This window comes from Microbulbifer sp. NBRC 101763 (genome assembly GCF_040371615.1).
In the GTDB taxonomy this organism is placed as follows: Bacteria; Pseudomonadota; Gammaproteobacteria; order Pseudomonadales; family Cellvibrionaceae; genus Microbulbifer; species Microbulbifer variabilis.
On sequence record NZ_BAABQV010000003.1, the window covers coordinates 289,274 to 315,700 of the forward strand.

Annotated in this window: 19 protein-coding genes; 13 read left to right on the plus strand and 6 right to left on the minus strand. The window is 50.7% G+C overall.

Features of this window, described 5'->3' with window-relative positions; translation table 11 throughout:
• Positions 1 to 71: 71 nt before the first annotated feature.
• The 4 genes from ABWV76_RS09445 to ABWV76_RS09460 all read left to right on the plus strand — a co-directional run bounded on the left by ABWV76_RS09445 (position 72) and on the right by ABWV76_RS09460 (position 4,269).
• On the plus strand, positions 72 to 1,106 hold the full coding sequence (locus ABWV76_RS09445) for an efflux RND transporter periplasmic adaptor subunit (RefSeq protein ID WP_353375837.1): 1,035 nt from the start codon (positions 72 to 74) through the stop codon (positions 1,104 to 1,106).
• 48 nt (positions 1,107 to 1,154) lie between these two features.
• A complete protein-coding gene (locus ABWV76_RS09450; RefSeq protein WP_020413860.1) occupies positions 1,155 to 1,850 on the plus strand; it encodes an ABC transporter ATP-binding protein in 696 nt (231 codons plus the stop codon).
• Positions 1,847 to 3,007, plus strand: a complete 1,161-nt coding sequence (locus ABWV76_RS09455; protein ID WP_020413861.1) for an ABC transporter permease — start codon at positions 1,847 to 1,849, stop codon at positions 3,005 to 3,007. Before ABWV76_RS09450 ends, ABWV76_RS09455 begins: the two co-directional genes overlap by 4 nt.
• Positions 3,008 to 3,081: 74 nt before the next feature.
• Positions 3,082 to 4,269 (plus strand): ABC transporter permease, encoded by a 1,188-nt coding sequence (locus ABWV76_RS09460; RefSeq protein ID WP_020413862.1) that lies wholly within the window; start codon positions 3,082 to 3,084, stop codon positions 4,267 to 4,269.
• 44 nt (positions 4,270 to 4,313) lie between these two features.
• Here ABWV76_RS09460 and ABWV76_RS09465 read toward each other — a convergent pair whose 3' ends face one another.
• Complete coding sequence (locus ABWV76_RS09465) at positions 4,314 to 5,201, minus strand: lysophospholipid acyltransferase family protein (RefSeq protein ID WP_020413863.1); 888 nt, start codon at positions 5,199 to 5,201, stop codon at positions 4,314 to 4,316.
• Between the two features lie 159 nt (positions 5,202 to 5,360).
• Between ABWV76_RS09465 and glyQ the strand changes: the two genes are divergently transcribed.
• From glyQ to ABWV76_RS09490, 5 genes are all read left to right on the plus strand, one after another.
• Positions 5,361 to 6,317: a glycine--tRNA ligase subunit alpha gene (glyQ, locus tag ABWV76_RS09470; protein ID WP_020413864.1), complete on the plus strand. Its 957-nt coding sequence runs from the start codon at positions 5,361 to 5,363 to the stop codon at positions 6,315 to 6,317.
• Positions 6,317 to 8,398 carry a glycine--tRNA ligase subunit beta gene (gene glyS / locus ABWV76_RS09475; protein WP_353375838.1) on the plus strand — a complete coding sequence of 694 codons (2,082 nt, stop codon included), beginning with the start codon at positions 6,317 to 6,319 and terminating at the stop codon, positions 8,396 to 8,398. The genes glyQ and glyS overlap by 1 nt, the downstream gene beginning before the upstream one ends.
• A gap of 55 nt (positions 8,399 to 8,453) precedes the next feature.
• The gene (gene gmhB, locus ABWV76_RS09480) at positions 8,454 to 9,002 is read left to right on the plus strand and encodes a D-glycero-beta-D-manno-heptose 1,7-bisphosphate 7-phosphatase (protein WP_353375839.1); all 549 of its coding nucleotides are present in this window, start codon (positions 8,454 to 8,456) and stop codon (positions 9,000 to 9,002) included.
• Between the two features lie 847 nt (positions 9,003 to 9,849).
• Positions 9,850 to 12,831, plus strand: coding sequence for a S8 family serine peptidase (locus ABWV76_RS09485; protein ID WP_353375840.1), 2,982 nt, complete (start codon positions 9,850 to 9,852; stop codon positions 12,829 to 12,831).
• A gap of 578 nt (positions 12,832 to 13,409) precedes the next feature.
• Complete coding sequence (locus ABWV76_RS09490) at positions 13,410 to 16,391, plus strand: S8 family serine peptidase (RefSeq protein WP_353375841.1); 2,982 nt, start codon at positions 13,410 to 13,412, stop codon at positions 16,389 to 16,391.
• Between the two features lie 74 nt (positions 16,392 to 16,465).
• On the opposite strand, the gene ABWV76_RS09495 is transcribed toward ABWV76_RS09490, so the two are convergent.
• The 3 genes from ABWV76_RS09495 to ABWV76_RS09505 all read right to left on the minus strand — a co-directional run bounded on the left by ABWV76_RS09495 (position 16,466) and on the right by ABWV76_RS09505 (position 19,258).
• Positions 16,466 to 17,419 (minus strand): serine hydrolase domain-containing protein, encoded by a 954-nt coding sequence (locus tag ABWV76_RS09495; RefSeq protein ID WP_353375925.1) that lies wholly within the window; start codon positions 17,417 to 17,419, stop codon positions 16,466 to 16,468.
• Positions 17,420 to 17,740 carry a hypothetical protein gene (locus tag ABWV76_RS09500; RefSeq protein ID WP_353375842.1) on the minus strand — a complete coding sequence of 107 codons (321 nt, stop codon included), beginning with the start codon at positions 17,738 to 17,740 and terminating at the stop codon, positions 17,420 to 17,422.
• A gap of 531 nt (positions 17,741 to 18,271) precedes the next feature.
• Positions 18,272 to 19,258, minus strand: a complete 987-nt coding sequence (locus tag ABWV76_RS09505; protein ID WP_020413870.1) for a GlxA family transcriptional regulator — start codon at positions 19,256 to 19,258, stop codon at positions 18,272 to 18,274.
• A 396-nt stretch (positions 19,259 to 19,654) separates the two neighbouring features.
• On the opposite strand from ABWV76_RS09505, the gene ABWV76_RS09510 reads away from it, so the two are divergent.
• Positions 19,655 to 20,839, plus strand: a complete 1,185-nt coding sequence (locus ABWV76_RS09510; RefSeq protein WP_282952035.1) for a class I SAM-dependent rRNA methyltransferase — start codon at positions 19,655 to 19,657, stop codon at positions 20,837 to 20,839.
• 83 nt (positions 20,840 to 20,922) lie between these two features.
• Here ABWV76_RS09510 and ABWV76_RS09515 read toward each other — a convergent pair whose 3' ends face one another.
• Positions 20,923 to 23,091: a TonB-dependent receptor family protein gene (locus ABWV76_RS09515; RefSeq protein WP_353375843.1), complete on the minus strand. Its 2,169-nt coding sequence runs from the start codon at positions 23,089 to 23,091 to the stop codon at positions 20,923 to 20,925.
• Positions 23,092 to 23,321: 230 nt separating this feature from the next.
• Between ABWV76_RS09515 and ABWV76_RS09520 the strand changes: the two genes are divergently transcribed.
• Positions 23,322 to 23,765: a GNAT family N-acetyltransferase gene (locus tag ABWV76_RS09520; protein ID WP_353375844.1), complete on the plus strand. Its 444-nt coding sequence runs from the start codon at positions 23,322 to 23,324 to the stop codon at positions 23,763 to 23,765.
• A gap of 140 nt (positions 23,766 to 23,905) precedes the next feature.
• Positions 23,906 to 24,586: a phosphoadenosine phosphosulfate reductase domain-containing protein gene (locus ABWV76_RS09525; RefSeq protein WP_020413874.1), complete on the plus strand. Its 681-nt coding sequence runs from the start codon at positions 23,906 to 23,908 to the stop codon at positions 24,584 to 24,586.
• A 223-nt stretch (positions 24,587 to 24,809) separates the two neighbouring features.
• On the opposite strand, the gene ABWV76_RS09530 is transcribed toward ABWV76_RS09525, so the two are convergent.
• Positions 24,810 to 25,316, minus strand: a complete 507-nt coding sequence (locus ABWV76_RS09530; protein ID WP_353375845.1) for an SRPBCC family protein — start codon at positions 25,314 to 25,316, stop codon at positions 24,810 to 24,812.
• Positions 25,317 to 25,413: 97 nt separating this feature from the next.
• Between ABWV76_RS09530 and ABWV76_RS09535 the strand changes: the two genes are divergently transcribed.
• Positions 25,414 to 26,307 carry a LysR family transcriptional regulator gene (locus ABWV76_RS09535; protein WP_282952040.1) on the plus strand — a complete coding sequence of 298 codons (894 nt, stop codon included), beginning with the start codon at positions 25,414 to 25,416 and terminating at the stop codon, positions 26,305 to 26,307.
• Positions 26,308 to 26,427: the final 120 nt, after the last annotated feature.

Genomic DNA, 26,427 nt, shown 5'->3' on the forward strand with positions numbered 1-26,427 from the left:
CGCATAGCAATATTTTTTAGTTTCTGCCAAAGTTATCTTCTACAGGAAGTAACGAATAAGAACATGGCTGTATGAGCAGAAACACCAGTGAGTTGCTCGGTCAGTTAAAAATTGACCGGGATGCGGCTCAAGAAATACCTTCATCACCGCGGAAAACCCTTTTGGCGGCCTCTATTGGCACCATTGCCGGCCTGGTAATAGGATTTGCCGCTGGTAACTTACTGACGGAAGAGCAGCCCCCTGAGTCACCAGTGCAAGCTCGACCAGAAAACTCCACTGCATCAGCACCTACACACAATTCCCCCGCAAGGATGGAAACCGTCCTCAATGCGTCCGGCTACATTACAGCACGGCGCATGGCCACAGTATCTGCAGAAGTGATGGGCCTGATCAGCAGTGTGGATGTCGAGGAGGGAATGCAAGTCAGTGAGGGCCAGGTGCTGGCACGTCTCGATGATGTAAAAGCACGGGTCAGCTTGGATTTTGCCTTAGCCCAGATAGAGGTGCTGCAAGCCCAGGAAGCCAGTATCAGCGCCAAACTAAAAGAAGCCGAACGACAGTATCAGCGCTTTGCGGGACTGCGCGATAAGAACTATTCGAGCAAAGCGCAGCTTACCCAGAGCCAGGCAAGTGCGGAGGGCCTCAGGGCCGACTTAAGAAGTGCCCGAGCCAACATTGAGGTCGCTAAACTCGAAGCCGAACGTCAGCGCGAACGGCTGGAAGATCACACTATTCGCGCCCCCTTCACCGGGATCGTCACACAAAAAAATGCGCAGCCTGGTGAAATTGTCGCCCCCAGCTCTGCTGGCGGTGGCTTCACCCGCACAGGCATCTGTACCATCGTGGACATGAACTCACTGGAGATCGAAGTAGACGTCAATGAAGCATTTATCGGCCGCGTATCTACTGGACAGCGGGTAAATGCCAATCTGGACGCCTACCCGGAATGGAATATTCCAGCAACAGTAATTGCCATTATTCCAACCGCCGATCGCGCCAAGGCCACTGTGCGGGTACGTATTGGTATTGATGACAAAGACCCTCGTATCCTGCCGGATATGGGTGTGAAAGTTGGGTTCCTGGCCGGGGAGGAATTGGCTATCTAGCGGCACAGGCGACATCACCATTCATTTTATAATAAGAGGGATTTTTAGATGTCAGAAGATGTGTTGTTTCAATTAAAGAACGTCAGTAAAAATTTTGTCAAAGGCAAAGAGAAAATTTCTATCTTTGACGACCTCAACATGACCATAGATCGGGGGGATTTTGTCGCTATCATGGGGCCATCCGGCTCAGGTAAAACCACTCTGCTAAACATGTTAGGCGGTGTTGATCAACCCAGTGGTGGCGAGGTCTGGTTTGACGGTACACGTATTGATTCTCTTAGCGAAGGTGCCCTGACTCGCTGGAGAGCGGAAAATATTGGTTTTATTTTCCAGTTCTACAATTTAATGCCAATGCTGAATGCGCAGCGCAATGTGGAGCTGCCACTAATGCTGACCAAGCTATCTAAAGCGCAACGACGTAAAAATGTGGAAACAGCACTCGCTCTTGTGGGGTTGAGCGATCGCGCCAAACACATGTCTAGCGAGATGTCCGGTGGTCAACAGCAACGAGTGGCCATCGCCCGCGCAATTGTCTCCGATCCCAAACTGATATTGTGTGACGAACCCACAGGAGATCTGGACCGTGCTACTGCCGATGAAATCCTGGAAATGTTGCAGTTGCTAAATCGCGACCATGGAAAAACTATCGTCATGGTCACCCACGACCCCGCTGCAGCCAAATACGCCAAACGCACCCTGCATCTCGATAAAGGGCAATTTGTGCAGAGGGAAATAGTGGCATGAACGAATTTTATTTAATTTATAAAAACATGACGAGAAAGCCTCTACGGCTTTTCCTCACATGTTTTGCCATATTTATTGCCTTTCTGATTTTTGGCGCGGTTACCAGTTTAAAAACTGCACTAAATTCCAGTGTGGAACTTTCTGCAGACAATCGTTTAGTGGTTTTTAATCGTATAAATTTTACCAAGTCGCTACCCATTGCGTACTACCAAAAAGTTGCCGCAGTAGAGGGGGTAAAGGACGTTACCCATCTTAATTGGTTTGGCGGCTATTACCAGGAACCGGCAAGACAAGTAGTCTCTATGGCAGTGGAACCAGAATCTTACCTAAGGGTTTACAAGGAAGTTGTTGTTCCCGAAGACCAAAAGAGGGCCTGGTTCAACAATCGTCAGGGCGTTTTAGTCGGTGAAAAACTCGCGCAAATTTATGGTTGGAAAATTGGTGATCGGATTCCAATTTCCTCCAATATTTTCACCCACAAAGACGGTGGCTACACCTGGGAGTTTGTAGTATCCGGAATTTTTAAAGGGGATACTGAACAATACGATACACGTCAGATGCTTTTCCACTATAAGTATTTTATGGAAACCCAAACATTTGGTGGTGACTGGATCGGCTGGATGGCCCTTACCACTGAAGATTCTTCCCTCAATGAAAAAGTGGCGAAAACTATTGATGATACTTTTGCCAACTCTCAAAATGAAACGGATACCAGCACTGAAAAGGCCTTTAATAAGGCTTTTATTGAACAAATCGGAAATATTGGACTGATCATTTTCTCAGTTGTATTTACCGCTTTCTTCACCATTCTGGTTGTGGTCGGCAACACCATGGCACTGGCTATTCGCGAACGCACCGGGGAGATTGCTGTGTTGAAAACTTTAGGTTTTTCCAGTAGCAGAATTTTCCGTATGGTGCTTTCGGAATCCATGCTGGTCGCGCTGGTCGGTGGACTCTCGGGTCTTGCCGCAGCCTGGTTGCTGGTCGAGGGTGTTAAAACTTTCCTTGCCAGGTTTCTACCCAACCTGATTCTGGACGGAAATATCGCCCTGCAAGCGCTGGTATTTATGCTTTTACTAGGGTTAATTACCGGGTTACTGCCAGCATTTAATGCTCTGCGCCTAAACATCGTCACGGCATTTAACCGTCAACAATAAATCAGCTGATACTCGGCTTCGCTGTCTTTTCTTTTTTACGAATCGCAACAAAACTCCTATATGGAGGGAAAATAATGGGTTCTCTTATTGCACAAATAGTCTCAGTGACCCTCATGAATCTTGGCAGCCTGCGCCGGCGCCTGTGGATGTCTTTAGCCATGGTACTGGCCTCGGCAGTTGTAGTAGCCATATTGCTGGCATTTCTCGCCATGGCCAAAGGCTTTGAGGAGACCATGCGCGGAGCTGGCTCAAGCCAGATCGCTATCCTTATGCGGGAGGGCTCATCAACCGAGCTCAATTCAGTAATCTTGCAGGATCAGGTCAATCTTATCGGGGAATCAGCTGGAGTAGCCCGCGATGCCAATGGTCCACTGGTTTCACCAGAGCTCTATGTGATTGTCGATGGTATTAAGAAATCCAGTGGTACCGAGGCGAATATTCCTTTGCGCGGACTCAACAAGACCGGCATGGATATGCGCACGAATATGCAATTGGTAGAGGGACGCATGTTTACTCCTGGAACCAACGAGATGGTTGTGGGAGCAGGCGTGCTGCGGGAGTTCAATGGCTTCGAAATAGGAAAGGAAGTACGTTTTGGCAAGAACCTGTGGAAAGTCGTTGGTGTTTTTTCCACAGGAGGTAATATTTTTGAGAGCGAACTCTGGGCGGACATAAAAACTATTCAGAGCCACTACAATCGCGGAAATAGCTACCAGTCAATCCGAACAAAGCTGCAAAATGACAGCGACATAAAGCCATTGCAGGATAGTATTGAGCGAGAGCCACGCTTAAATCTGGAGGTGCAGACAGAGCAGGAGTACTTTGCCAGCCAGGGCAAACAACTGCAGTACATAGCCACTTTCGGTTGGATTATCAGCGCGGTAATGGCTCTCGGTGCCCTCGCCGGGGCCCTTAATACCATGTATACATCTGTTGCAGATCGCGCAAAGGAAATTGCCACACTACGCGCTTTGGGTTTTAGCAACTTTTCAGCTTTTTGCGGCACCATCGCCGAGGCCATGGTACTGGCAGTAACGGGTGGACTTCTGGGCTCACTAGCTGCATTTGTCTTCTTCGATGGGCTGAATACCTCAACCTTGGGTGGTAGCTTCACTCAAGTGGTATTCAGCTTTGAGATGTCGCCGGACCTGTTCCTGCAGGGCGCTATACTGGCTCTGGCGATCGGCTTTGTCAGCGGCTTTTTCCCTGCTTGGCGCGCAGCGCGTATGCCAGTGATAGTGGCATTTCGTCACGCTGCCTGAAACCAGTCCGACAATCACTTAGATAGGGCTGCCACACGGCAGCGCTATCTATTCTTGCGATAAATTTTGCTTTTGCCTTCCGGTTGCTTGCGGAAGCGCTTGTACTCCCACTGGTACTGTTCCGGTGCCTGGGCGATACAAGCCTCAACACCACGGTTCATCGCCGCCAGGGAGACCTTCTGCTCTTCACTGTAAATTGCGTTCTCGGCGGGCAAAAACACCAATTCAAAACCCCCTTCCACACGCTTGCCAAAACCGAATACCACGTGGCATTTAGTGCGTTGCAGTAGATTGTGAGCCAGTGTCATGGTCAATGCCGGCCGCCCAAAGAAAGGGGCAAAATCCCCACCCATATCGGGCTCCTGGTCCGGCAATACCATCGCGACATGACCGGCTTTCAAGCATTTGAGCAGGGAGCGCACACCATGGATATTGGTGGGTACCATTTGTGCGCCGGTCTTCTCGCGGCCACCGCGAATCACCGGGTCCAATTCAGCAATTTTGGGCGGTTGGTACAATGCCATAGACGGCCCCATAGCCGCCAGGTACATACCAAAAATTTCCCAGTTGCCTGTGTGCGGCATTAATACCAGGGTGCCGCGACCACCCTCTTCTCCTAAAGACAACAAGTGTTGATTGCGTACCGACACTATGGTCTTTTCATTGACCGCCCAGGGATGGTGCCAAATACTCGCCATCTCGAATCCAGTGACAGCGGTATTAACCACACTTTCCCGGGCCAGCTTCTCCCGCTGCTTAGGGTTCATCGCCGGGTAACACTGCGCCAGATTAATTCTACTCAGGCGCAGACCTTCGGTACGCAACAACACCGCCGTCTTGCCAGCCAAGCGCCCTAGGCACCTCGACCAGGACAGCGGTAATCTGCCAATCAGTTTCAGTGCACCTGCAGCCAGGTGCCCCTTAATATCCAATGCAACAACTTCCTATACAAAAATACCGCCGTTTGGCGGCCCTAAAGCCAAGTATGGCGGTTCAAACCATCAGCGTGGTCACAACGCTTTAAGCGCAGCAGCCGCTACCGCTATAATTGCGTCCCTTTGCCCACAGCAGATACTGATCCGGAGATAGCGGTGTCCAAGCAATACGATCTCAGTACCTTTCAGGGACTCATTTTTGCCCTGCAGGATTATTGGGCGCGCCAAGGGTGCGTCATTCTACAGCCTCTGGATATGGAAGTGGGCGCCGGCACCTTTCATCCGGCGACCTTCCTGCGCGCCATAGGTCCGGAAAACTGGAATGCGGCTTATGTACAGCCCTGCCGCCGCCCCACCGATGGCCGCTATGGAGAGAACCCCAACCGCCTTCAGCACTATTACCAATACCAGGTAGTAATGAAGCCGTCCCCGGACAATATTCAGGAATTGTACCTCGACAGCCTGCGCGCCATGGGCGTGGACCCGGCTATTCACGATATTCGCTTCGTAGAAGACAACTGGGAATCCCCAACCCTGGGTGCCTGGGGCCTCGGCTGGGAAGTCTGGCTGAACGGTATGGAAGTCACCCAGTTTACCTACTTTCAGCAGGTCGGTGGCCTCGAGTGCTACCCGGTTACCGGCGAGATCACCTATGGTCTGGAGCGTATCGCCATGTACCTGCAGGGTGTCGAGTCCATCTACGATCTGGTCTGGACCCGCAACCCGGATGGCAGCCCCGTCACCTATGGCGACGTTTTCCACCAGAATGAAGTGGAGATGTCCCACTACAACTTTGAACACGCCGATGTGGAATTCCTGTTCGCTACCTTCGATCATTGCGAACGCGAGAGCACGCGCCTGATCGAGCTGGGCCTGCCACTACCCGCTTACGAGCAAGTCATGAAGGCCTCCCACGCCTTCAACCTGCTGGATGCGCGCCACGCCATCTCAGTGACCGAGCGCCAGCGCTATATCCTGCGTGTACGCACCCTGGCCCGCGCCGTGGCACAGGCTTACTACGATGCGCGCCGCGCCTTAGGCTTCCCCCTGGCAGATGAAGCACTGCGGGCAGATATTTTGGTGGAAGACATCGAGCAAGAGGAGAAGCAGTAATGGCTCAGGATTTTCTGGTAGAGCTGGGCACTGAAGAGCTGCCACCAAAAGCGTTACACAAATTAATGAGCGCTTTCGCCGATGGTATTACCCAGGGCCTCAAAGGCGCCGAGTTGTCTTTTGGTGAAGTTAAAGCCTACGCAGCCCCCCGTCGCCTGGCCGTAGCAGTATTCGGTTTGGCAGATAAGCAGCAAGACAAACAAATTGAAAAGCTGGGCCCGGCTGTCAAAGCCGCTTTCGATAAAGAGGGTAAGCCCAGTAAAGCCGCTGAGGGGTTCGCCCGCAGCAACGGCGTAACTGTTGAAGAGCTGGGACGCAAAGAGACCGACAAAGGCGAGCGCCTGGCCTTTATCAGCGAGCAAAAAGGCGCTGAAACCGAATCCCTGTTAGCGGGCATTGTCGAGAAGGCATTGGCGCAACTTCCCATTCCCAAGCGTATGCGCTGGGGTGCGCGCCGCGAGGAGTTCGTACGCCCGGTGCACTGGCTCGTCATGCTGTTTGGCAACAAGGTAGTCAACGGTGAAGTACTCGGCTTAAAAGCCGGTAACACCAGCCGCGGCCACCGCTTCCACTGCAATCGGGAGCTGGAGATCCACTCCGCCCACGACTATGCACAGGTTCTGCGCGAACCCGGCTACGTCATGGCGGACTTCGCCGAACGCCGCGAAGCCATTCGTGCCCAGGTGATTGCCGAAGCCAACAACGTCAATGGTGAAGCGGTCATCGACGACGATCTGCTCGACGAAGTGACTGCACTGGTGGAATGGCCTGTCGCCCTTACTGGCCGCTTCGAAGAGCGCTTCCTGGAAGTGCCCGCCGAGGCCCTGATCTCCTCCATGAAGGAGCACCAGAAGTATTTCCACGTGGTGGATGAAGACGGCCAATTGCTGCCTTTCTTTATCACCGTGTCCAATATCGAGAGTCAGGATGCCGCCCAGGTTATCCACGGCAACGAGCGGGTAATCCGCCCACGCCTGGCAGATGCCGCCTTCTTCTTCGAAACTGACAAGAAAACCAGCCTGGAATCACGCCGCGAAAAACTGCGCCAGATCGTTTTCCAGCAGCATTTGGGTAGCGTCTACGACAAAACCGAGCGGGTCTCCGCTTTGGCCCGCACTATCGCCGAGAAAACCGGTAGTAACGGCGACTGGGCCGAGCGCGCCGGCCGCCTGTGTAAGTCAGACCTGGTTACCGAGATGGTGTTCGAGTTTGCCGATATGCAGGGCATCGCCGGTTACTACTACGCCGAAAATGATGGCGAGCCGTTGGATGTAGCCAAGGCCATGTACGAGCAGTACATGCCCAAGTTTGCCGGTGACGAGCTGCCCGTCAGCGACACCGGTACTGTAATCGCCCTGGCAGACCGACTCGATACCTTGGTGGGTATCTTCGGCATTGGCCAGCCTCCCAGCGGCTCCCGCGACCCCTTCGCCCTGCGCCGCGCCAGCCTGGGCATTATCCGCATTCTCGTAGAGAAGCGCCTCGATCTGGACCTGCGCGAGTTACTGGAACTGGCCCGTGACAACTATCCGCGCACCGCCCTGGGTGAATACGACAAGGTGGTAGAGCAGACTCTGCAATATGTACTTGAGCGCTTCCGCGCCCGCTACGAGGATCAGGGCATTGCCGCCGAGGTCTTTATGTCGGTTGCCGCGCGAAAATTGTCACGACCGCTGGATATCGACAATCGTGTGCATGCGGTCAACGCCTTCAGCCAGCTGCCGGAGTCCGGTGCCCTCGCAGCAGCGAACAAGCGCGTCTCCAATATTCTCGCCAAACTGGATGGCGCCGTGCCCAGCAATGTCGATGAAGCCCTACTGCAGGAGGAAGCGGAGAGGGCCCTATTCGCCGCCGTACAGGTTGCCCGCACAGAAGTTGAACCGCTGTATAGCGATGCACTCTTCGCCGAAGGCCTCGCCGGTCTGGCCGGGCTGCGTGAAACCGTGGACAACTTCTTCGACCATGTGATGGTGATGAGCGACGACGAGCAACTGCGCAACAACCGCTTGGCGCTGCTGGCCCAGCTGCGTGCACTGTTCCTCGAAGTTGCCGATATTTCCCTGCTGGTTCCTGCCAAGTAATGACTTGCTGAGGCGGGGCATTAAGCCCCGCCTCGCAGATTAGGGAGATACGAATATGGCAATTATCATTCTCGGCCGCGACGGGGTGATCAACGAAAATCCAGATAAATTCGTCAAATCCGCCGACGAATGGCAACCCTTGCCCGGCAGTATTGAGGCGCTGGCAGCGCTCAGTCAGGCCGGCCATCAACTGGTAGTTGCCACTAATCAAAGCGGCTTGGCTCTGGGCCAATTTGATCTGGATGATCTAGAGGCGATGCATTCCAAAATGCGTACTCTGGTAGAGGATGCCAGCGGTGAGATCGCCGCGATTTTCTACTGTCCCCACAGCCCTGAAGATAACTGTCGTTGCCGCAAACCCTTGACGGGCCTGCTTGATGCAATCGAAGCGGAATTCGATACCAGCCTGCACGGTTGCTATCTGATTGGCGACAAGCTGGCGGATTTACAGTTGGCGCTGGAAAAAGGCTGCCAACCAGTACTGGTACAATCCGGCGAAGGTATACTCACTCTTCAACAGTTGGTGGAAAAGCCGGACCCTAGACTGGCTGGTACTAAAGTTTTCAGGGACCTAAAACAGTTCAGTCAATTTGTGCTGGTTTAAATGTGTCGCTATCTATGAGCTTTGCCTAACTATAAGCTTTCCCCAGCCGCTTTTGTAAACACTAGTTTTTCGTAAGCTGGGGGCTAACCCCATCACAGTCCTACAACGAGCCAATATACCGTATTTGTCGAAGATTTCGCTTAGTATAAGGCTCCAAACTATTTACTTTGGACCTCACCGGTAAAGAGGGTAATACCCAACCTACCGCCCCCTCTCTCTCGGGCTCAAATTAACAATCTGGGCACAGTAACCTTGACTGCAAGGACCCCGCCCCCTACACCCGTGCTCTGAGCATCTTGGCGACAGCGAACAGGTTTTTTTAGGCCGAGGTTATGGCAGATACACAAAAGAAAATAATTCTCTTCGCTGAGAAGGGATCAGAATTATACTTTTAGCAACCAGTTCACATGGCATGCAAAGCGTGTAGCAATTTCCCGTGAGATAACAGCTGCCGTGTTAGTAAATTTAATGTTGCTTCCTATTTTTAGGAGTGAATTTTAAATACAACATTGTTGCTAATTATTTATTATAAAAATTAGAGTTATTTACTGGACCTTAATACCTTTACTGTCTTTCTATCACACCACTTCGCATTTAAATATAGTTGGAGTACTAAATTCAGAACCTCCGCATTGAATTACACGCCATTTTCCTTTAAAAGCTGATAGCAGGACGGGTATTTCTCTTCTGGTTTTTTAAATATTCAGCAGATCAGAAATGGACGTAGTTTGAAAGAGCAACTTCCACCACCTCAATTTAAAAAAATATTTTTTAAATTAAGCAGCTGAAGAAAATTTTTTATTCAAAAAAAGATCCTTCCTGATAGAAAAATAAAACGGTAATTACAATGAAAAGAAAAATTATTTCTTCGCTTCTTGCGGGAATGTTGGCCTCAGCTGGCAGCTTCGCTGATGCCCCTAGCGATACACCCTCTCCCAATCTGGAAAAACGAAAAAAAGTTTTTATTGTTCAGCTGGATGGAGAGCCTCTATCTGCATACCGTGGCACTATTCCAGGCCTCTCTGCTACTAAGCCGGCCCTAAAGCGCAAACTGGATCCGCGTAGTAGCAGTTACCGCCACTACGCCAATTTCTTGAAAACACGTCGCCAACGGGTACTCTCCGCAGTTCCCAGGGCCCGCAAAGTACATGAGTATGAAGCAGCCTTTAATGGATTTGCCGCAGTAATGAGTGAGAAAGAAGCTGAGGCTCTGCGCGCTCATAAAGATGTAAAGGGTGTTTGGGAAGATGAGTTGCTCAAGATGCACACAGATTCCACTGCGGACTTTCTCGGATTGACCCAAATACCCAGTCCCTGGCTCTGGGGCATCACCGGTGAAGATATTGTTATTGGTGTAATTGACTCAGGGATTCACCCCGAGCATCCAAGTCTTGCCGATACACCAACGCCACGTCGGGGCAATCGAGGAGTTGATATTCCCTACGGGCCAATTCCAGAATCCTTCACCGGCGAAGGCTGTGACTTTGGTAATACCGAATTCAACCCGGGCGATGCTGCCTTTACCTGTAATAATAAATTGATCAAGGCCAAAGCCTTCAACACCTCCTTCCTTACCAACAACACTCTGGCAGACTATGAGTTTATGTCCGCCCGAGATGCTGATGGGCACGGCACTCATACTGCCACCACCGCCGGCGGTAACTATGGGGTAGCAACTCCAGATGGCCAAACCCTCACCGGTATGGCTCCCAGAGCACGAATTGCTGCATATAAAGTTTGCTGGGACGCATCAGATCCAGACAGAAGCGGCTGTTACTCATCTGATTCTATGGCGGCCATTGACGAGGCTGTCGCTGATGGAGTCGACGTAATCAATTTCTCTGTGGGTGGAGAAAGCACGGTATTTACTCGTGGTCGTGATATGTCCTTCCTGTTTGCCGCCGATGCAGGCGTCTTTGTTGCAACCTCCGCAGGCAATGACGGCCCCGGCCCGCGTACCATGGGTACGCCCTCCGGCGTTCCCTGGATCACTGCAGTAGCAGCATCTGAGGACGACCAAAGCTTCGCAACTGTACTCCAAGTCGATGCACCCAAGGCTATTGCTGGTACCTATGAACTGATGGAAGGTGGAGGACCTGTCTCCCTCGAGGATAGCGGCCTTTTGTCAGGACCTATCGTTGTAAGCGAGCCCCTGGAAGCCTGTTCCGCGCTGGACAACCCCGAAGCAATGGAAGGCAAAATTGCTCTGGTAAAACGCGGCAGCTGCTCCTTCACAAGTAAATACAACAATGTCGCTGATGCGGGTGCCGTGGCTATCGTAGTGTACAACGATGGGGCTGACGATGGCCGTATGGATCCACTCTCGATGTCTGCTCCGGATACCACTATTCCAGGTGTCATGATCCGCTACAAAGACGGCGAGCTTATTGCCGCTACCTCTGGCGTTAGCGGAATTCTTGATCCAGAACAACAGGTATCCCGTGAGGATCGAATTGCTGAATTCTCCTCCCGCGGCCATAACGTTGGTGCACCGGATATTATTAAACCGGATATCGCAGCACCGGGGGTCGGTATCCTCGCAGGTACCTCACCAGTATTGAGCGGTGGTAGCCTATTTGAATCATTAAACGGTACCTCCATGGCCAGCCCTCATGTAGCCGGTATTATGGCTCTCCTTAAGCAAGCCCGGCCTGAATGGTCCCCAGCAATGGCCAAGTCCGCACTGATGACCACTGCACGCACCGATCTGCTGAAGTCCTTCGGTCCTGAAGCCGCAGACCCGTTTGATTTTGGTGCTGGCGCAATCGTACCTTCCGCAGCTTTCCGCCCCGGTCTAGTCTACGATGCAGGGCTTAATGATTATTTAGCATTTCTATGTGGTGCCGAGTTCCAGGAGCAGATTCTCGAGCCTGCAACCTGTGAGGAATTGGTATCCATGGACTACTCCCTGGACTCCAGCGACCTCAATCTGCCGTCAATCGGCATAGGTGAATTAGTCGGGACCCAGACAGTGAAACGCCGAGTGACCAGCGTGGCCCCAGGAAAGAGATGGTACTGGGCATCGGTAAATGCACCAGAAGGTATTGAAGTGGATGTCCACCCAAAAATCCTACGCCTTAGGGAAGGAGAGAGCGCAGAATTCAAGGTTACTTTTAGTGCCACTGACACTGCCGCTATAAACAAGTGGGTCTTCGGCGATTTAACTTGGAAATCCGTAGGTGCCCGCCAGGAAGTACGCAGCCCAATCGCTGTGCGACCTGTCCCCCTATCTACTTCCGAACTAGTGAATGTACAGGGTACTGATGGTGTCCATGACTTGGGAATGGTGTTTGGCTATAGCGGCAACTTCCAAGTCAGCATAAGCGGCTTGGCTGAGGCTGAGACAGTAGCCAGCAGTATTGAAGACCAAGCTAGTCAAGTGATTTATTTCGATATCCCAGAGGGTACCAAGATGGCACGTATAGCCCTCTTTGATACGGATGTTGGTGACGGTAGCGGCAGCGACGATCTTGATATAACAGTTTACGGTCCCGGCCCTAATGGTCCAGAAGTAGGCGACAGCACATCTTCGACTTCTAACGAGTCTGTCAATATGATGAATCCTACCCCAGGTCAATATGAAGTGCATGTGGTGGACTATTCCTCCGCCGCGGGCCCCACGCCATTTACCCTGTTCAACTTCAATCTAAGCGGCGACAACGGCAATACTCAGTTGACAGCTCCCTCCCAGGCACAAGTGGGCAGCAATGATAACGTCAAACTAGAGTGGATGGGTCTTGCATCTGGTACCCGCGCTCTGGGAATCCTTAGCTACGGCAACGGAGAACAGGTTTTTGCTGAGACCGAGGTTATGGTTAATACTCAATAATTCTCTTCGCTGAGAAGCGGTAAGAATTATGCTTTTAGGAGCCGGTCAAAGCCTTGTGCTTTGGTCGGTTTTTTATTGAAACGGAAGCTATCCACCCCACCTGATAAATAAAAACACCGGTGATATTCATAATACAAAGAGATCAACCATTCCCCCGTGCCAGATGAATACAGCAGCATTCTATAATTTATCTGAGTTCTCTAAACTTCTTTTAAAAACTGAATTTAAAAAGAACCGGTACCATAGACAGGTTTAGCTCGCTCAAATATTAAAGAGTCCAACAGGCATAAATGACTTAACTGTATTTATTTCTCATCCTTTTGTGTTCAAATTTGAGTGAAGTATTAAATTCAGTGTTCACTCATTGAGTTACGCGACATATTCCTTTAAAAGCATATAGCTGGGCGGTTCTGTCCATCTTGGCTTGGGGGAATACCATCAAACCAAAAGTGCACACTGCTTGGAGGCAATACTTTGCAGTACCGCATATAACAAAATATATTTTGTTTATACCTGCGGATAGTCCCTACTTCATGCTAAATCCCGCCTGCCACTAAAAATAAAAACGGGACACATCGATGAAAAGAAAAATAATTTTCACGCTTCTGGCAGGGATACTGGCCTCGGCCAGTAGCTTTGCAGAAACACCCAAACACACACTCGTACCCAGCCTGGAAAAACAAAGGAAAGTGTTTATCGTCCAGTTGGACGGCGAGCCACTTTCTTCCTATAGCGGAACCATTCCAGGACTATCTGCCACCAAATCGGAGGTGCGTCGCAAGCTGGACCCTCGCAGCAGCAGTTATCGTCATTACGCCAACTTCCTTAAAAGCCGCCGCGAGCGAGTGCTCTCATCTATTCCGGACGCGCGTAGGGTGCATGAGTACGAAGCCGCCTTTAACGGCTTTGCAGCAGTGATGAGCGAGAAGGAAGCTGAAGCGCTTCGTAGTCACAAAGATGTGAAGGGTGTTTGGGAGGACCGCCTGCTTAAGATGCACACGGATTCCACCGCGGACTTTCTCGGCCTGACCCGTATCCCCAGCCCCTGGCTGTGGGGTATCACTGGTGAGGATGTGATAGTAGGTGTCATTGATTCCGGTATCCACCCTGAGCACCCAAGTCTCGCCGATATCCCGACCCCGCGTCAGGGGAATCGCGGCAGAAATATTGCCTATGGACCCGTACCTGCATCCTTTATCGGCGAGGGTTGTGAATTTGGCAATACCGAATTCAATCCGGAAGACGTCGCCTTTACCTGTAACAACAAGCTGATTAAGGCCAAATCGTTCTCTGATGCCTTCCTCACAAATAATACCCTAGCCGATTATGAGTTCCTGTCTGCGCGCGATGCAGACGGACACGGTACTCACACTGCTACCACTGCCGCCGGTAACTACGGCATAGTGACACCGGAAGGTGAGACCCTTACCGGCATGGCACCGCGTGCCCGGGTTGCGGCGTACAAAGTCTGCTGGGATGCGCCAGACCCCGATGACAGTGGCTGCTCATCAGCAGACTCCATGGCGGCCATTGACGAGGCCGTAGCCGATGGCGTCGACGTGATCAATTACTCGGTGGGCGGCTCCAGTACCGTTTTCACTGGCGCGGACGATATCGCTTTCCTGTTCGCTGCTGACGCCGGCGTATTTGTCGCCACTTCTGCTGGCAACAGCGGACCTGCTCCGGAGACCATGGGAACTCCCTCCGGCGTACCCTGGATCACCGCGGTAGCAGCCGCAGAAGATGACCAGAGTTTTGGCACAGCCCTGCAAGTAAACGCACCAGAAGCTGTCTCCGGCACTTACGATGCCCGTGAAGGGGGTGGCCCGGTAACTATGGAGGACACCGGTCTGCTGTCTGCTGCCCTGGTTGCCGGTGCTCCACTGGAAGCATGTTCCCAACTCACTAACCCCGAGGAGATGGCAGGGAAAATTGCCCTGGTAAAACGTGGCGGCTGCTCCTTCACAGAGAAGTACAATAATGCGGCCGATGCCGGCGCTGTAGCAATTGTCGTATACAACGACGGCACCGCCGTGGATCGTATGGATCCAATCGTAATGTCAGCCCCCGATACCACAATTCCCGGAGTGATGATTCGCTATGCCGACGGCGCCATGCTGGTCGAAAATACCGGGGCCGCTGGCATTCTGGATCCAGAGTTGAAAATATCTCGCGAAGACCGCATCGCCAGCTTCTCCTCTCGGGGCCACAACGTCGGCGCGCCGGATATTATCAAGCCGGATGTGGCCGCGCCGGGCGTTGGCATCCTCGCAGGTACCTCTCCAGTATTGAGCGGTGGCAGCCTGTTTGGTACCAAGAGTGGCACCTCCATGGCCAGCCCCCATGTTGCCGGTGTTATGGCTCTACTGAAGCAGGCTCACCCTGACTGGAGCCCGGCAATGGCCAAGTCTGCCCTGATGAGCACAGCGCGAACTGACCTGCTGAAGTCCTTCGGACCCGAAGCTGCAGATCCATTTGACATTGGGGCCGGTGCAATTGTACCTGCCGCCGCCTTCCGCCCTGGGTTAGTCTACGATGCCGGTTTCAACGACTACCTGGCATTTCTATGTGGTGCGGAAAACCAACCGGAGGTTATCGAAGAAACTACCTGTACTGAGCTTGTCTCTCTGGGCTACTCACTGGATTCCAGTGACCTGAACCTGCCATCTATCGGCATCGGTGATCTGGTCGGTACCCAGACCATCAAGCGACGTGTTACCAGTGTTGGTCGCGGTCAGAAGTGGTATTGGGCCTCAGTAAACACTCCTGAGGGTGTAGAGGTTAGCGTTAATCCAAAAGTCCTGCGCCTGGGCGAAGGAGAAAGTGCCGAATTCCAGGTTACTTTCACGGTTACCGAAGAAGCGGCTATGAACGAGTGGGCGTTTGGTGATCTTACCTGGAAATCTGTTGGTATACGCCAGGACGTACGCAGCCCCATTGCCGTACGCCCGGTGCCATTATCCACATCCCAGCTGGTCACAGCTGAAGGTACTGATGGTGCCTTAGACCTGGGCGTGGCATTCGGTTACAGCGGTGACTATCAAGTCGGTATTCAAGGCCTGGCTGAAGGTGTAGCTTTCCCCGGCAGCGTTGAAGATGGAGATAACCAGCTGATTTTCTTCGATATTCCTGAAGGCACCGAGCTTGCCCGCGTAGCTCTGTTTGATGCTGACGTAGGTGATGGGAGTGGCAGCGATGATCTGGACCTGCAAGTCTATGGCCCCGGCCCCGACTTCCCAGAAGTGGGCACCAGCGGCTCACCGACTTCCGCTGAATCTGTCGATTTGGTCAATCCCGCCGCAGGTCAGTATGCGGTTTTCGTTGTGGACTACGCCTCTGCAGAGGGCCCCACGCCATTTACCCTGTTTAACTTCAACCTGAGTGGTGACAGTGGCAACACCCAGCTCACAGCTCCGTCTCAGGCACAAATGAACAGCAATGGCGATATCAAGCTAGAGTGGATAGGTCTCGCCCCCGGTACCCGAGCCCTGGGTATCCTTAGCCACGGTAACGGTGAACAGGTATTTGCCGAAACCGAGATCATGGTGAACACCCAGTAAAAATGAACCCTCATTAATAATGGGCATTCATTTTTTTAGAAACTGGCCAAGGCATAAAACCTCGGCCAGTTTTTTTATTTACAAACCAGTTTTTCTTGTTGTCGAATAAATGCCGCAGCGATATCCATAGAAACATTACCGAAATCCCAGAAAACTTTTGTTTTGCGATTAATATTCACCGCAATTGATAGTTTGTATTCCGGTATTATCATTAACCAACTCTGGCTGCCTCGACTGACGCCGCCATGATTGACAACACGCAAAAAACCCACCTCAGAAATTTCCATTTCTCGAACACGCCAACCCAAAGCGTAGTTTTGCTCATTCACATCTCCATTCGCAAGCTTTTGTGGCGTCCAAAATATTTCCCTGGTTTCAGGGCTTAAGTAGCGATCGTCGAGATAGAGGGCGCCGAGTTTAACCAAATCACTTGGCGTAGAAATAAAACCACCTCCTGGCAATCGATGGCTTAAATCCACCGGACGCCACTCGCGTAGACGAAGCTCCTCTCCACTTAAACCATTACTTTTATAAAAGCGAGCAATATTACGAGTCGGATCTCCATTTACCGGTGATGCCTCTGTATTTTTCATTGAGGCGGGTCTAAAAACCTCCCTACTCATCACTTCCAGATAATTTTGCCCCTCGGCTTCAGCCAAGACTGCACCCAAAAGAACGGTACCGAAACTACTGTAGTAGAACTCTGTCCCTGGCTTGTAAAGCAATTCACTATCATCAAAAACCCCCAAAGCTTGGTACATACTTTCGTAATGACTACGCAGTGCTAGAGTTTTATATAAACCGAGCCAGTCAGAATTATTCTTATAATGTGGCAAACCTGACATATGTGCGGCCAACTGACGCGGCGTTATATCCGCCCATCCCGAGTTCGGCATCACTTCAAAATAATTTGCGATTGATTTATCAAGATCAACTCTCCCATTCTGTACCAACCTTGCGAGAGCCGTTCCAGTCAAAGCCTTGGAGGTGCTGCCGATACGAAAACGAGTCTCAGTGGAGACTGGTATTTACCTTGCTAAATCCACCCATCCGGATGCACCAGCCCAGACCACCTCGCCGCAGGCTGAAACTGCCGCAGAAATAGCCGGAGCACCAATTTTCTCGCGGTGTTTTTCGATTACGGTTAGGGAATATTCTGCGGCGGATTTATATTCATCGTTATAAAGTACCTGTGTCGACGGTGCCTTATCAGGTAAGGCTCGCCAGCCAAAAGGGCTTAGTGGCAGGGAGTCAAGTGACCATGCATAAAATTGATAAACAAGCCATAGTAGGTAACCAACGCATAACAGAATAGCGAGACTGCCCAGCAGGAATTTTTTATGACTCATCAGCTTATTCCCAAATTCATAAGGATGGGCTGTAACAGTTGTAGTAAAACTCTCCAAGCCCGGTTCTCTCAATGTTATATTGCCACCCGTATATCAAGAGACTCAGTTACGACCAATTCTGACATTGCAAAGATCACATATCTTGGGACAGGGGGCTGGTACTATTTAGTAAACTTTCACTCTTTTTAACTGACACTAGCCGCTTTTTACCTTTGCTATCTTTTATCTGAAAATCACATACATACTCTACCCTAAGTACTATTCATCAATAGTTCCAAAATGGGTAGATTAAGTAGCATCTTGATAAAGTAAAAACAGTATGATTTACTAAAATATTTTTTTTATTAGGTTAGGATATATCTATTTTTACTTTCTATATTTTTTTTAAATTTTTTATGTTTATCCAGGATAAGTTAATCATTGCGCATTAAAATACAGGTTTTTTTAATTATTATAAAAAAATTATATGGTTCATAACAAAAATTTACTTTGTCACAACCGCTAAAATATTTAATCCGTAAAATTTGGCTCTTAATGAAAGCGGCGGCGGAATTCACTTGGAAGAATTCCCTTGTGCCTGCGGAAAGTTCGTCTCAACTGCTCTTGGGATTGGAAGCCACACAGACAAGCCACCCTTTCCTGAGACAAGTTTTGCTCTGAGAGCAACTGACAGGCCTTCTCCACCCGGATACTCTCAATAAAGCGTGCCGGAGTTACGCCCAATTCCCGAGAAAAACATCGAGCAAAATTACGTGGACTCATGGCGGACTCCTGTGCAAGCCTCTCTACGGTAAGTGGCTCCTTTAAATTCTGGTAAATCCATTCCACCAACCCGGCAAATCGATCACTTTGCAGCTGATTCATCAGGTGGGTGCTGTACTGCTGTTGCCCGCCATCGCGTTTCAAGTAGAGCACCATCATTCTCGCAATCGACAATGCCAGGCTACGGCCGTGGTCCTCCTCGACCAGTGCCAACGCAAGATCGATACCTGCTGTAACCCCCGCAGAGGTGTAGAGATTACCATCTCGTATATAAATGGCATCGGGGTCCACTTCTATGTCGGCATACTCTTGTAGTGCTGCCACATTTGCCCAGTGGGTAGTAGCTCGATGACCATTCAACAAGCCTGCTTTGGCCAGTATCAAGGCTCCGGTACAAATGGAGCCGAGTCGTTCCACCTGTGTCTCCTGATCGATCAGCCACTGAATAAACTCGACATTGCTGCCCAAAATATCATAACTTTTCGGTGGCCCACCGCTGAGCAACAGGGTGTGGATATCCTCGACTTCCCTGAAGCCATAATCTGCATAGAGCTTTACTCCAGAAGCCGTGACTATAGGCCCAGCACTGTCAGCCAAAATTTGGGTATCGTAGAAGTCAGAGGTATAGCGCCCCTCTGCACGGAGTTGATGATTGGCCAGAGAGAAGACTTCCAGGGGGCCGGTAACATCGAGACTCGAAGCTCCGGGATAGATAACCATGGAGACTTTTAGAGAATGGTCCTTTGGGAATTTCATTGCAGGAGTGTTCCACAATACCAATTAGGCAAAAATGACATATTGGTGGGGAATTCTGCCGTCTAATTGATAATTTACCAATCATTTATCTGCATTAGATATCCAAACGGCTCTTAGCCTGCCTGGCGCCCGTATTACCATACGCCAGGGGAGCGCCCAATGTAAGTGGTCACAGACTCATTTTTTAAGCCCTTTTAGCTCCCCCTGTTTCTTCTTGCCATGTTCCCGAAAATTATCCACATCACCATGATTTCTTAAGTCCTCGCGTAGCGTTTGTGGATAATTTTTCCTTACTAACAATTAGCAGGGTACTTCTCCATACGGACTATCACTTGACCTAAAGGGCTAGCCAAGCAAAATTGCCACCAATTTTGTTCAACCCCAGGGAGATTCTCTTTGCTGGAATTAATATTGAATCGCGGTGCTGAGCGCCGCTTGAAACGTGGCCACCTGTGGATCTACAGCAATGAAGTGGACACCAAGCGATCTCCACTTAAGGGAATCGAACCCGGCAGTCTGTGCCAGGTTCTCGACAGTCAAGGGAAGCTTCTCGGTACGGCTTTTATAAACCCAAGTCAGCTCATTTGTGGACGTCTCGTTACTAGAAAATCCAGTTTCGATGATTCCGATATCAGTGAGCGCTTACTATCTTCTTTGAGCCTACGCCAACGCTACTTTGAGCATCCGAGTTACCGGTTGGTGTATGGGGATTCAGATGGTCTGCCAGGTCTGGTTGTGGATAGGTTTGGTGATTACTTGGCTGTTCAGGTGAGCAACTGGGGAATGGAACACTTCCAGCAGCAGGTTGTGGATAAGTTAATTGAGTTAGTCCAACCAAGAGGCATATTGCTACGCAACGATCACCAGGGGCGCGCCGTAGAAGGAATGCCACCGGTCAAAGAAGTTGTTTTCGGAGAGGTTCCCGAGATGGTTCCTTTTGAGGAGAATGGCGTCCACCTACTTGCACCGATACATGCGGGACAGAAAACGGGTTGGTTCTACGATCACCGCGAGAATCGCAGGTTGCTCAACCGCTGGGTTAAGGGAAAGCGGGTATTGGATCTCTTTTCCTACGCCGGCGGTTGGGGGATTCAGGCCCTGGCCAGCGGTGCTGCCAGCACAACTTGTGTGGATGCCTCACAACAGGCCCTGGACTGGTGTCAGGTCAACGCAGATCACAATGGACTTGTGGATAAGCTCAACACTGTCCATGGCAAGGCCTTGGACGTGCTCAAAGCTATGGTTGCTGCAGGGGAAAAGTTTGATGTCATCGTGCTGGACCCTCCAGCCTTCATAAAGAGACGCAAGGATCACAAGGCCGGGCTCTCAGCCTATCGCCATATCAACGAGTTGGCCATGCGGCTGCTTGGCGAAGATGGACTGTTAGTAAGTGCTTCCTGTTCCATGCACCTGCAATCAGACGAGTTACTGGACTGTGTCCGTGGCGCCGCACATCGGCTGGGGAGACGTGCACGCATCCTCGCCAGTGGTGGCCAAGGCGCAGACCATCCGGTACACCCGGCAATCCCCGAAACGAGCTATCTCAAAGCCCATTTTGCGCACTTGGGTGGGGACCGCTAGTAGGCTATTACTCACACCTCCCAATAAAAAACCCCGGTTCTAGCCGGGGTTTCCCTTATCCAGTGATTTTGCCGAAGCTCGGATCAGAAGGTGTACTTCATACCCAAAGCGGCAGTACGCGGCCGGTTAGCACGAGCACCATCGGGGCTGCGACTGATAATCACCTGCTCATCAAACAGGTTATCCACTTTCAGGTAACCGGTCAGGTCGGCGCTAAAGTCGTAGTGCGCAGCCGCATCCACAACCCACAGAGACTCTGTGTAATCGAAGCGGTCAGTATTCCCCTGATTACAGCTAGTATTAACACACATCTCGTCCTGATAGGCTGCGGTTAGGTTTAGACGCCAGGCAGCGCCACTATCCAGGCCAGCAGATACAGCAAATACATTTTCCGGCAGGTATTCAAGATTATCCCCGGCAACTAGACCTCCATCGTCACTGTCTTCAGTAATTTCAGCATCGGTGAAGGTATAGGTAGCTCTTACTGGCAGCGTCCAACCGTTTGCAAGTACCCACTCACTGCCGAAGGTAGCTTCCAACCCTTTGATCTCTGCCTCACCCAGCTGGTAGGTACCACTGTCGGCACCATTGGGGCATTCCACAGCTACCGAACAGTTCTGCACAGCATTTTCATAATCGCTGTAGAAGGCAATTAACTCGGCACTTACGCTACCGTTATCAAAGCGCGCACCCCATTCATAGTTTGTGGATAACTCCGGGCCCTGGCCATCGGCTGCGCCTGCACCGGGAGGAGCAAAGCCACGGTGCACTCCTGCCAGCAGGCTCCACTGCTCATTGGCCTGGTAAACAACCCCCAGACCGGGCAGCCACTCATCCACCTGATTGGAACGGTAGCTGCCCTTCTCAGTACGATCGGCGTCGTTATAACGCTGCTGCTCGGTCTCTATATCCTCGTAGCGAAGAACAGCAGTGAGAGTCAGCTTTTCGTTCAGCTTGATATCGTCGTAGATAAAGAACGAGGTAGCCTCAGCTTCTTCGACACGGTTATTGCTGGCGCTAGGCAGCTCAACACTATCAAATACCAGTTGGCCATCAATTTGGTTGTAAATTTCTACAGGTTGATATCTGTCGACTTCATCCTGATGTTGACGCAGGCCGAATGTCAGCTCATGGGCAATAGCACCAGTGTTAAAGCGCCAATCGGCACTGATTTGCAGACCCTTGGCCTCGTACTCGCGGTTGTTATGCTTGATACCAAAGGTGTAATCCTCAGTGCCATCCAACACCGCTTGGGGATCTATAACTCCGTCAACAGCGCCGCCGGTATTAACAGCATCTATCAATTCACCCTCGCTGACCTTAAACCAGTCGCGCTTAAACTTGTTGTAATAAGCCTGGGTATGCAGGGTAAAGCTGTCACTCAACTCGATGCTGTGGTTCAGCTGAACGGTGCTGTGGCGATTCTGCATTTCATCCAGGGCACTGATACCATAGCGACGATTAGGATCATCGTTAAAGTCGGCATCCGTCAGTCCTAGATAACTCATGCCTGACTCCTCTTCGGAGTACTGCAGCTTGATATCCAACTGCTGGCGAAAGGTCGCATCCGCATCGGACTGCAGGCGGCCTTTCAGCAGGTAATCTTCTTTAGCAATATCCGCGCTGTCCGCGTGATCGATTTCGCGGAAGCCGTCCGCATACTGTTGCTGGGTCTCCAGCAGCCAGCCAGTATTTTCAGTGCTGGTACCATAGTGTGCGTGCAGACGGGTCTCACCGTATTCACCGGCTTCTAGCTGCACCATGCCCTGGCTGGAAGTTGGGATTGGTGTGCTCAACATATTTACCGCACCACCAACAGTAAATGGACCGTATTGCAATGCGGCGGGGCCTTTGAGCACTTCAATGGCATCCATACGGCCTGCACTCGGGAAATAGTAAGCCTCCGGTGCCGAGTAAGGTGCCGGAGCTACCAATACGCCATCTTCCATCAGTGAGATCTTGGCAGAGCGGCCACCCTGTGCGCCACGAATACCAATATTAGGACGCAGACCATAGCCATCCTCTTCGAGGATGTAGACACCCGGTACAGAGCGCATCATGCGGTTGATATCTACATACTCGAATTCGGCCAGCTCATCAGCATCAACCAGGTGCGCGGAACCCGGTAGCGTCGAAATGGACTCGGAATCGCCAATAACGGTAACCGTCTCCAGGCGCTGTTCAGCCAAGGTTGGTGCAGCTGTAACAGCCGCCAAGGCGATAGCCAATGGCGACAGGAAAAATTTCTTCATGAACCCTCCATTGAGTCGTTATAGCTTTGTAATTATTGTTATTAATAAGAATGATTGTATTTTACCATTATGAACCCAATGGCATAACAGAACTATTTCTTGCCTTTTGATGCCTTCATGAGGAAAAAATGGCTGTCTTTATAGTTTCTATCCTAATAAGGGGATGTTTTCTAGGATCTAACCTTTGACCCGACTAGCATTGGGCCCATGTATCCGCCTCGGGGGTGCCCATGATTCGAAAGGCAGAACTCAAAGAACTGGACAGGCTGGAGCAACTCTGGCTCCATGCGACAGCCAACTCTCACCCCTCTTTGTCCCGCCAATTCTGGCTCGATCACGTCGCGCAGTTTCGTCGTGACTGCCGCCAGGCCAGTCTCTGCCTTGTATTTACAGGACGCCACAATGCCGTAGCCGAAGCATTCATTACTCTTCTTGACCGGGACCGCATAGCCTATCTCTGTGTCAGTCCAATATTTTCGGGCTGCGGCATTGGCGCCAGCCTGCTCTCCGCAGCGGGTAAAGGTAGGCTCCAACTGCAAACTGGGGTATTGAGGGAAAACCTCCGCACACGTTATTTCCTACAAAAACAAGGGTTTGTGGAAACCGAGCGGCGTTATATTGCTGAATACGGCCAGCACCTGATCCAGATGCGCTTCGATCGCCCCCTGGATTAGCTCTTTATAGCCATGAGCCCAAGTCAAAAGCTTTTACTTATAACTGAAGCTTATTGATTCACTTCTTTTTATTGTTTCTACGCGACAAATTAAGCGGGTAGCATGCGTTCTACCCTAACTATCCTATGCGCTGATTTCTTATGGGACACCACGCTTCCACCAACACCGTGCAGTCTTTTTCCGACCGCTTCTTTCACCACGGTGCCGATTTGGCATCGCTGAACAAGTCTTTTGTTGGGGCCAAGCCCAGCGAGATCATGCGGTTCACCATGGAAAAGGCACAAAACCCGGTAGTTTTTACAAACTTCCGCCCACTTGCGGTCGCTTTTCTGCACCTGGTCACCAAAGCCAAGCCAGATATCCCAGTTATTTGGGTGGATCACGGATACAACACACCAGAAACCTACCGGCATATCGAAAATGTCGTGAGGACGCTGAACCTGAATCTGCGTACCTATTCACCCAAGATATCGGCAGCTCACTACAATGCGGTCTATGGTGGTATCCCGCAGTTGGATACCCCCGAGCATGACTTCTTCTCACGCACGGTAAAGCTTGAACCCTTTAACCGCGCAATGCAGGAGTTACAACCCGATGTCTGGTTGAATGGTATCCGCCACGATCAAAATGCCCATCGCAAAAATCTGGATGTGTTTACTCAAGGCAATCACGGCACCATTCGTGTAGCGCCGATGTTCCACCTAAAAGAAATTGATGTTGAAGAGTACGTTTACGAGAATGACCTTCCCGATAACGATATCTACTTTGATCCAACTAAAGGTGAGGAGCACCGGGAGTGCGGGTTGCTGTTGGAAAAATAGAGTGGAATACTCGGTGAGGACTAGCGTGCTTCGCCTATCTCTTTAACAAGGCCTTCTATCCCAGCCGTTAATAAAGTAAATACTTTTTGCGTATTTACCGTATAAAAAAATCTATTACAAAAGGCGAGTCTCGACTCGCTGTATTTTTTTTCAAAAAGGAGACTCTTCTATTTACTTCTGCGTAAATCCAGAAGAGTCCTTAAATTACTTATCATGCGATAGGCTAGGCGACTGCCCCTTTGGCGAGATGACCTCCTTTTTCCATGTAAATTTTTAGGTCCTTCAGCATTTGCTCAAATTGAGAGCCGGTCATCTTCTTCACCACAGGACTCAACACGCCTCCTAAAGCATTTAACTCCATATTTGCAGTGAAATTCACTGTTGTGCCTCCACCAACAGAGGGGCTTAATTTAAATTGCGATAAACTCTTTTTAACGGGGAATCCCGGTGGCGTATTTTTGGTTTCAACCGAGACATCCAGTTCATAGTTTGTCTTATCAAACCTTGTAATAGTTTCATCTGCGACAAGACCCGACGGTCCCTTATTTGTCAGCACACAAACCCGGCCTTCTACACTCGCATTTTCAACAGGTTTTCCCTCCTTAGCGAAGGAGTGAGGGATTAACGTCATCCACTCAGAGGCTGTGTCAAAGTCAACGGCAAGGACCTTCCAGACCTCATCAATTGGACGGTCGATTGCGATTTCTCGGTTTACTTGGGCTTCTTTCATCTCTGATCTCCTGGGTTTCTCTACGGGAGTGCTATTGACGCGAGACAGATTAACTGGACACTATATGCAACGGAATACAGCAAAATAGGACAGTGTGTTGCATAAAGAGTCCATAGATTGGGGAGATATCCAGTTCTTTATCGCGGTAGCCAGGAGTAAGAGTGCTCGCAGCGTTGCTGACGACTTTAAAGTCAGCCATTCCACAGTCTCTCGCCGTATTGATGCCCTGGAGGAAAAGCTACAGGCCAAGCTGTTTTATCGCAGCTCCAAAGGCTATCAGCTGACGGAGGATGGCAAAGCGATGCTCGACTATGCCCAATCGGCAGAGCAGTATCTAAATGCCGCGCAGAAGCATTTACAGGGAGGGAGTAACCAGCTCTCCGGGGAAGTTCGCATCACGATGCCGGATGTAGTCGCATCGCACTTAATTATCCCCTACCTAAATGACTTCTCACGTGCGTATCCTGAGATCAACGTACAGCTACTGGTTACTAGCCACGTTCTCGATTTGGAAAGTCACCAAGCCGACATAGCACTTCGTATTCTCCCCAAAGGCGGCGTAAATGTTTCGGATCGACTTGTTGCTCGCAAGCTCGCCGACCTACCCAGTTGCTGTTACGGTTCTCCAAGGTATATCGAGGAATCTGTACCTGACGATGGTCACTGGCTCGGCTGGAGTGGCGATGACGCCATATTGAATTGGGCCAAAGACACACCCTATCCACAGATGCCTTATCAGCACCAGATTAATCACGGCTTGATACAGCTAGAGGCAGTTAAGAGTGGACTGGGGCTGGCCAGGCTGCCCTGCTTTCTTGCAGATGGTGCTGAAGGAGTCATTCGGGTCCCTGGGGCAGCTCCATCCAGCCTGCATGAACTGTGGCTAGTCTCCAATCCAGAGCACCGCAATGTTATGCGTTTTAAGGTTTTTAGGGAGTTTATCGTGGAGTTATTTAGGAAGCTGGAAGATAAACTGGTAGGAAAGCTTTAGTTGAGGCAATTGGTATATTTCCGGACATAGTAAGTCTCTTTTACCGACTGACGCTATTAAACTATTCGATTTTTTAACTATTTATTGTTATCTAAATTTGTCTGAGAGGGCAGCTGTTAA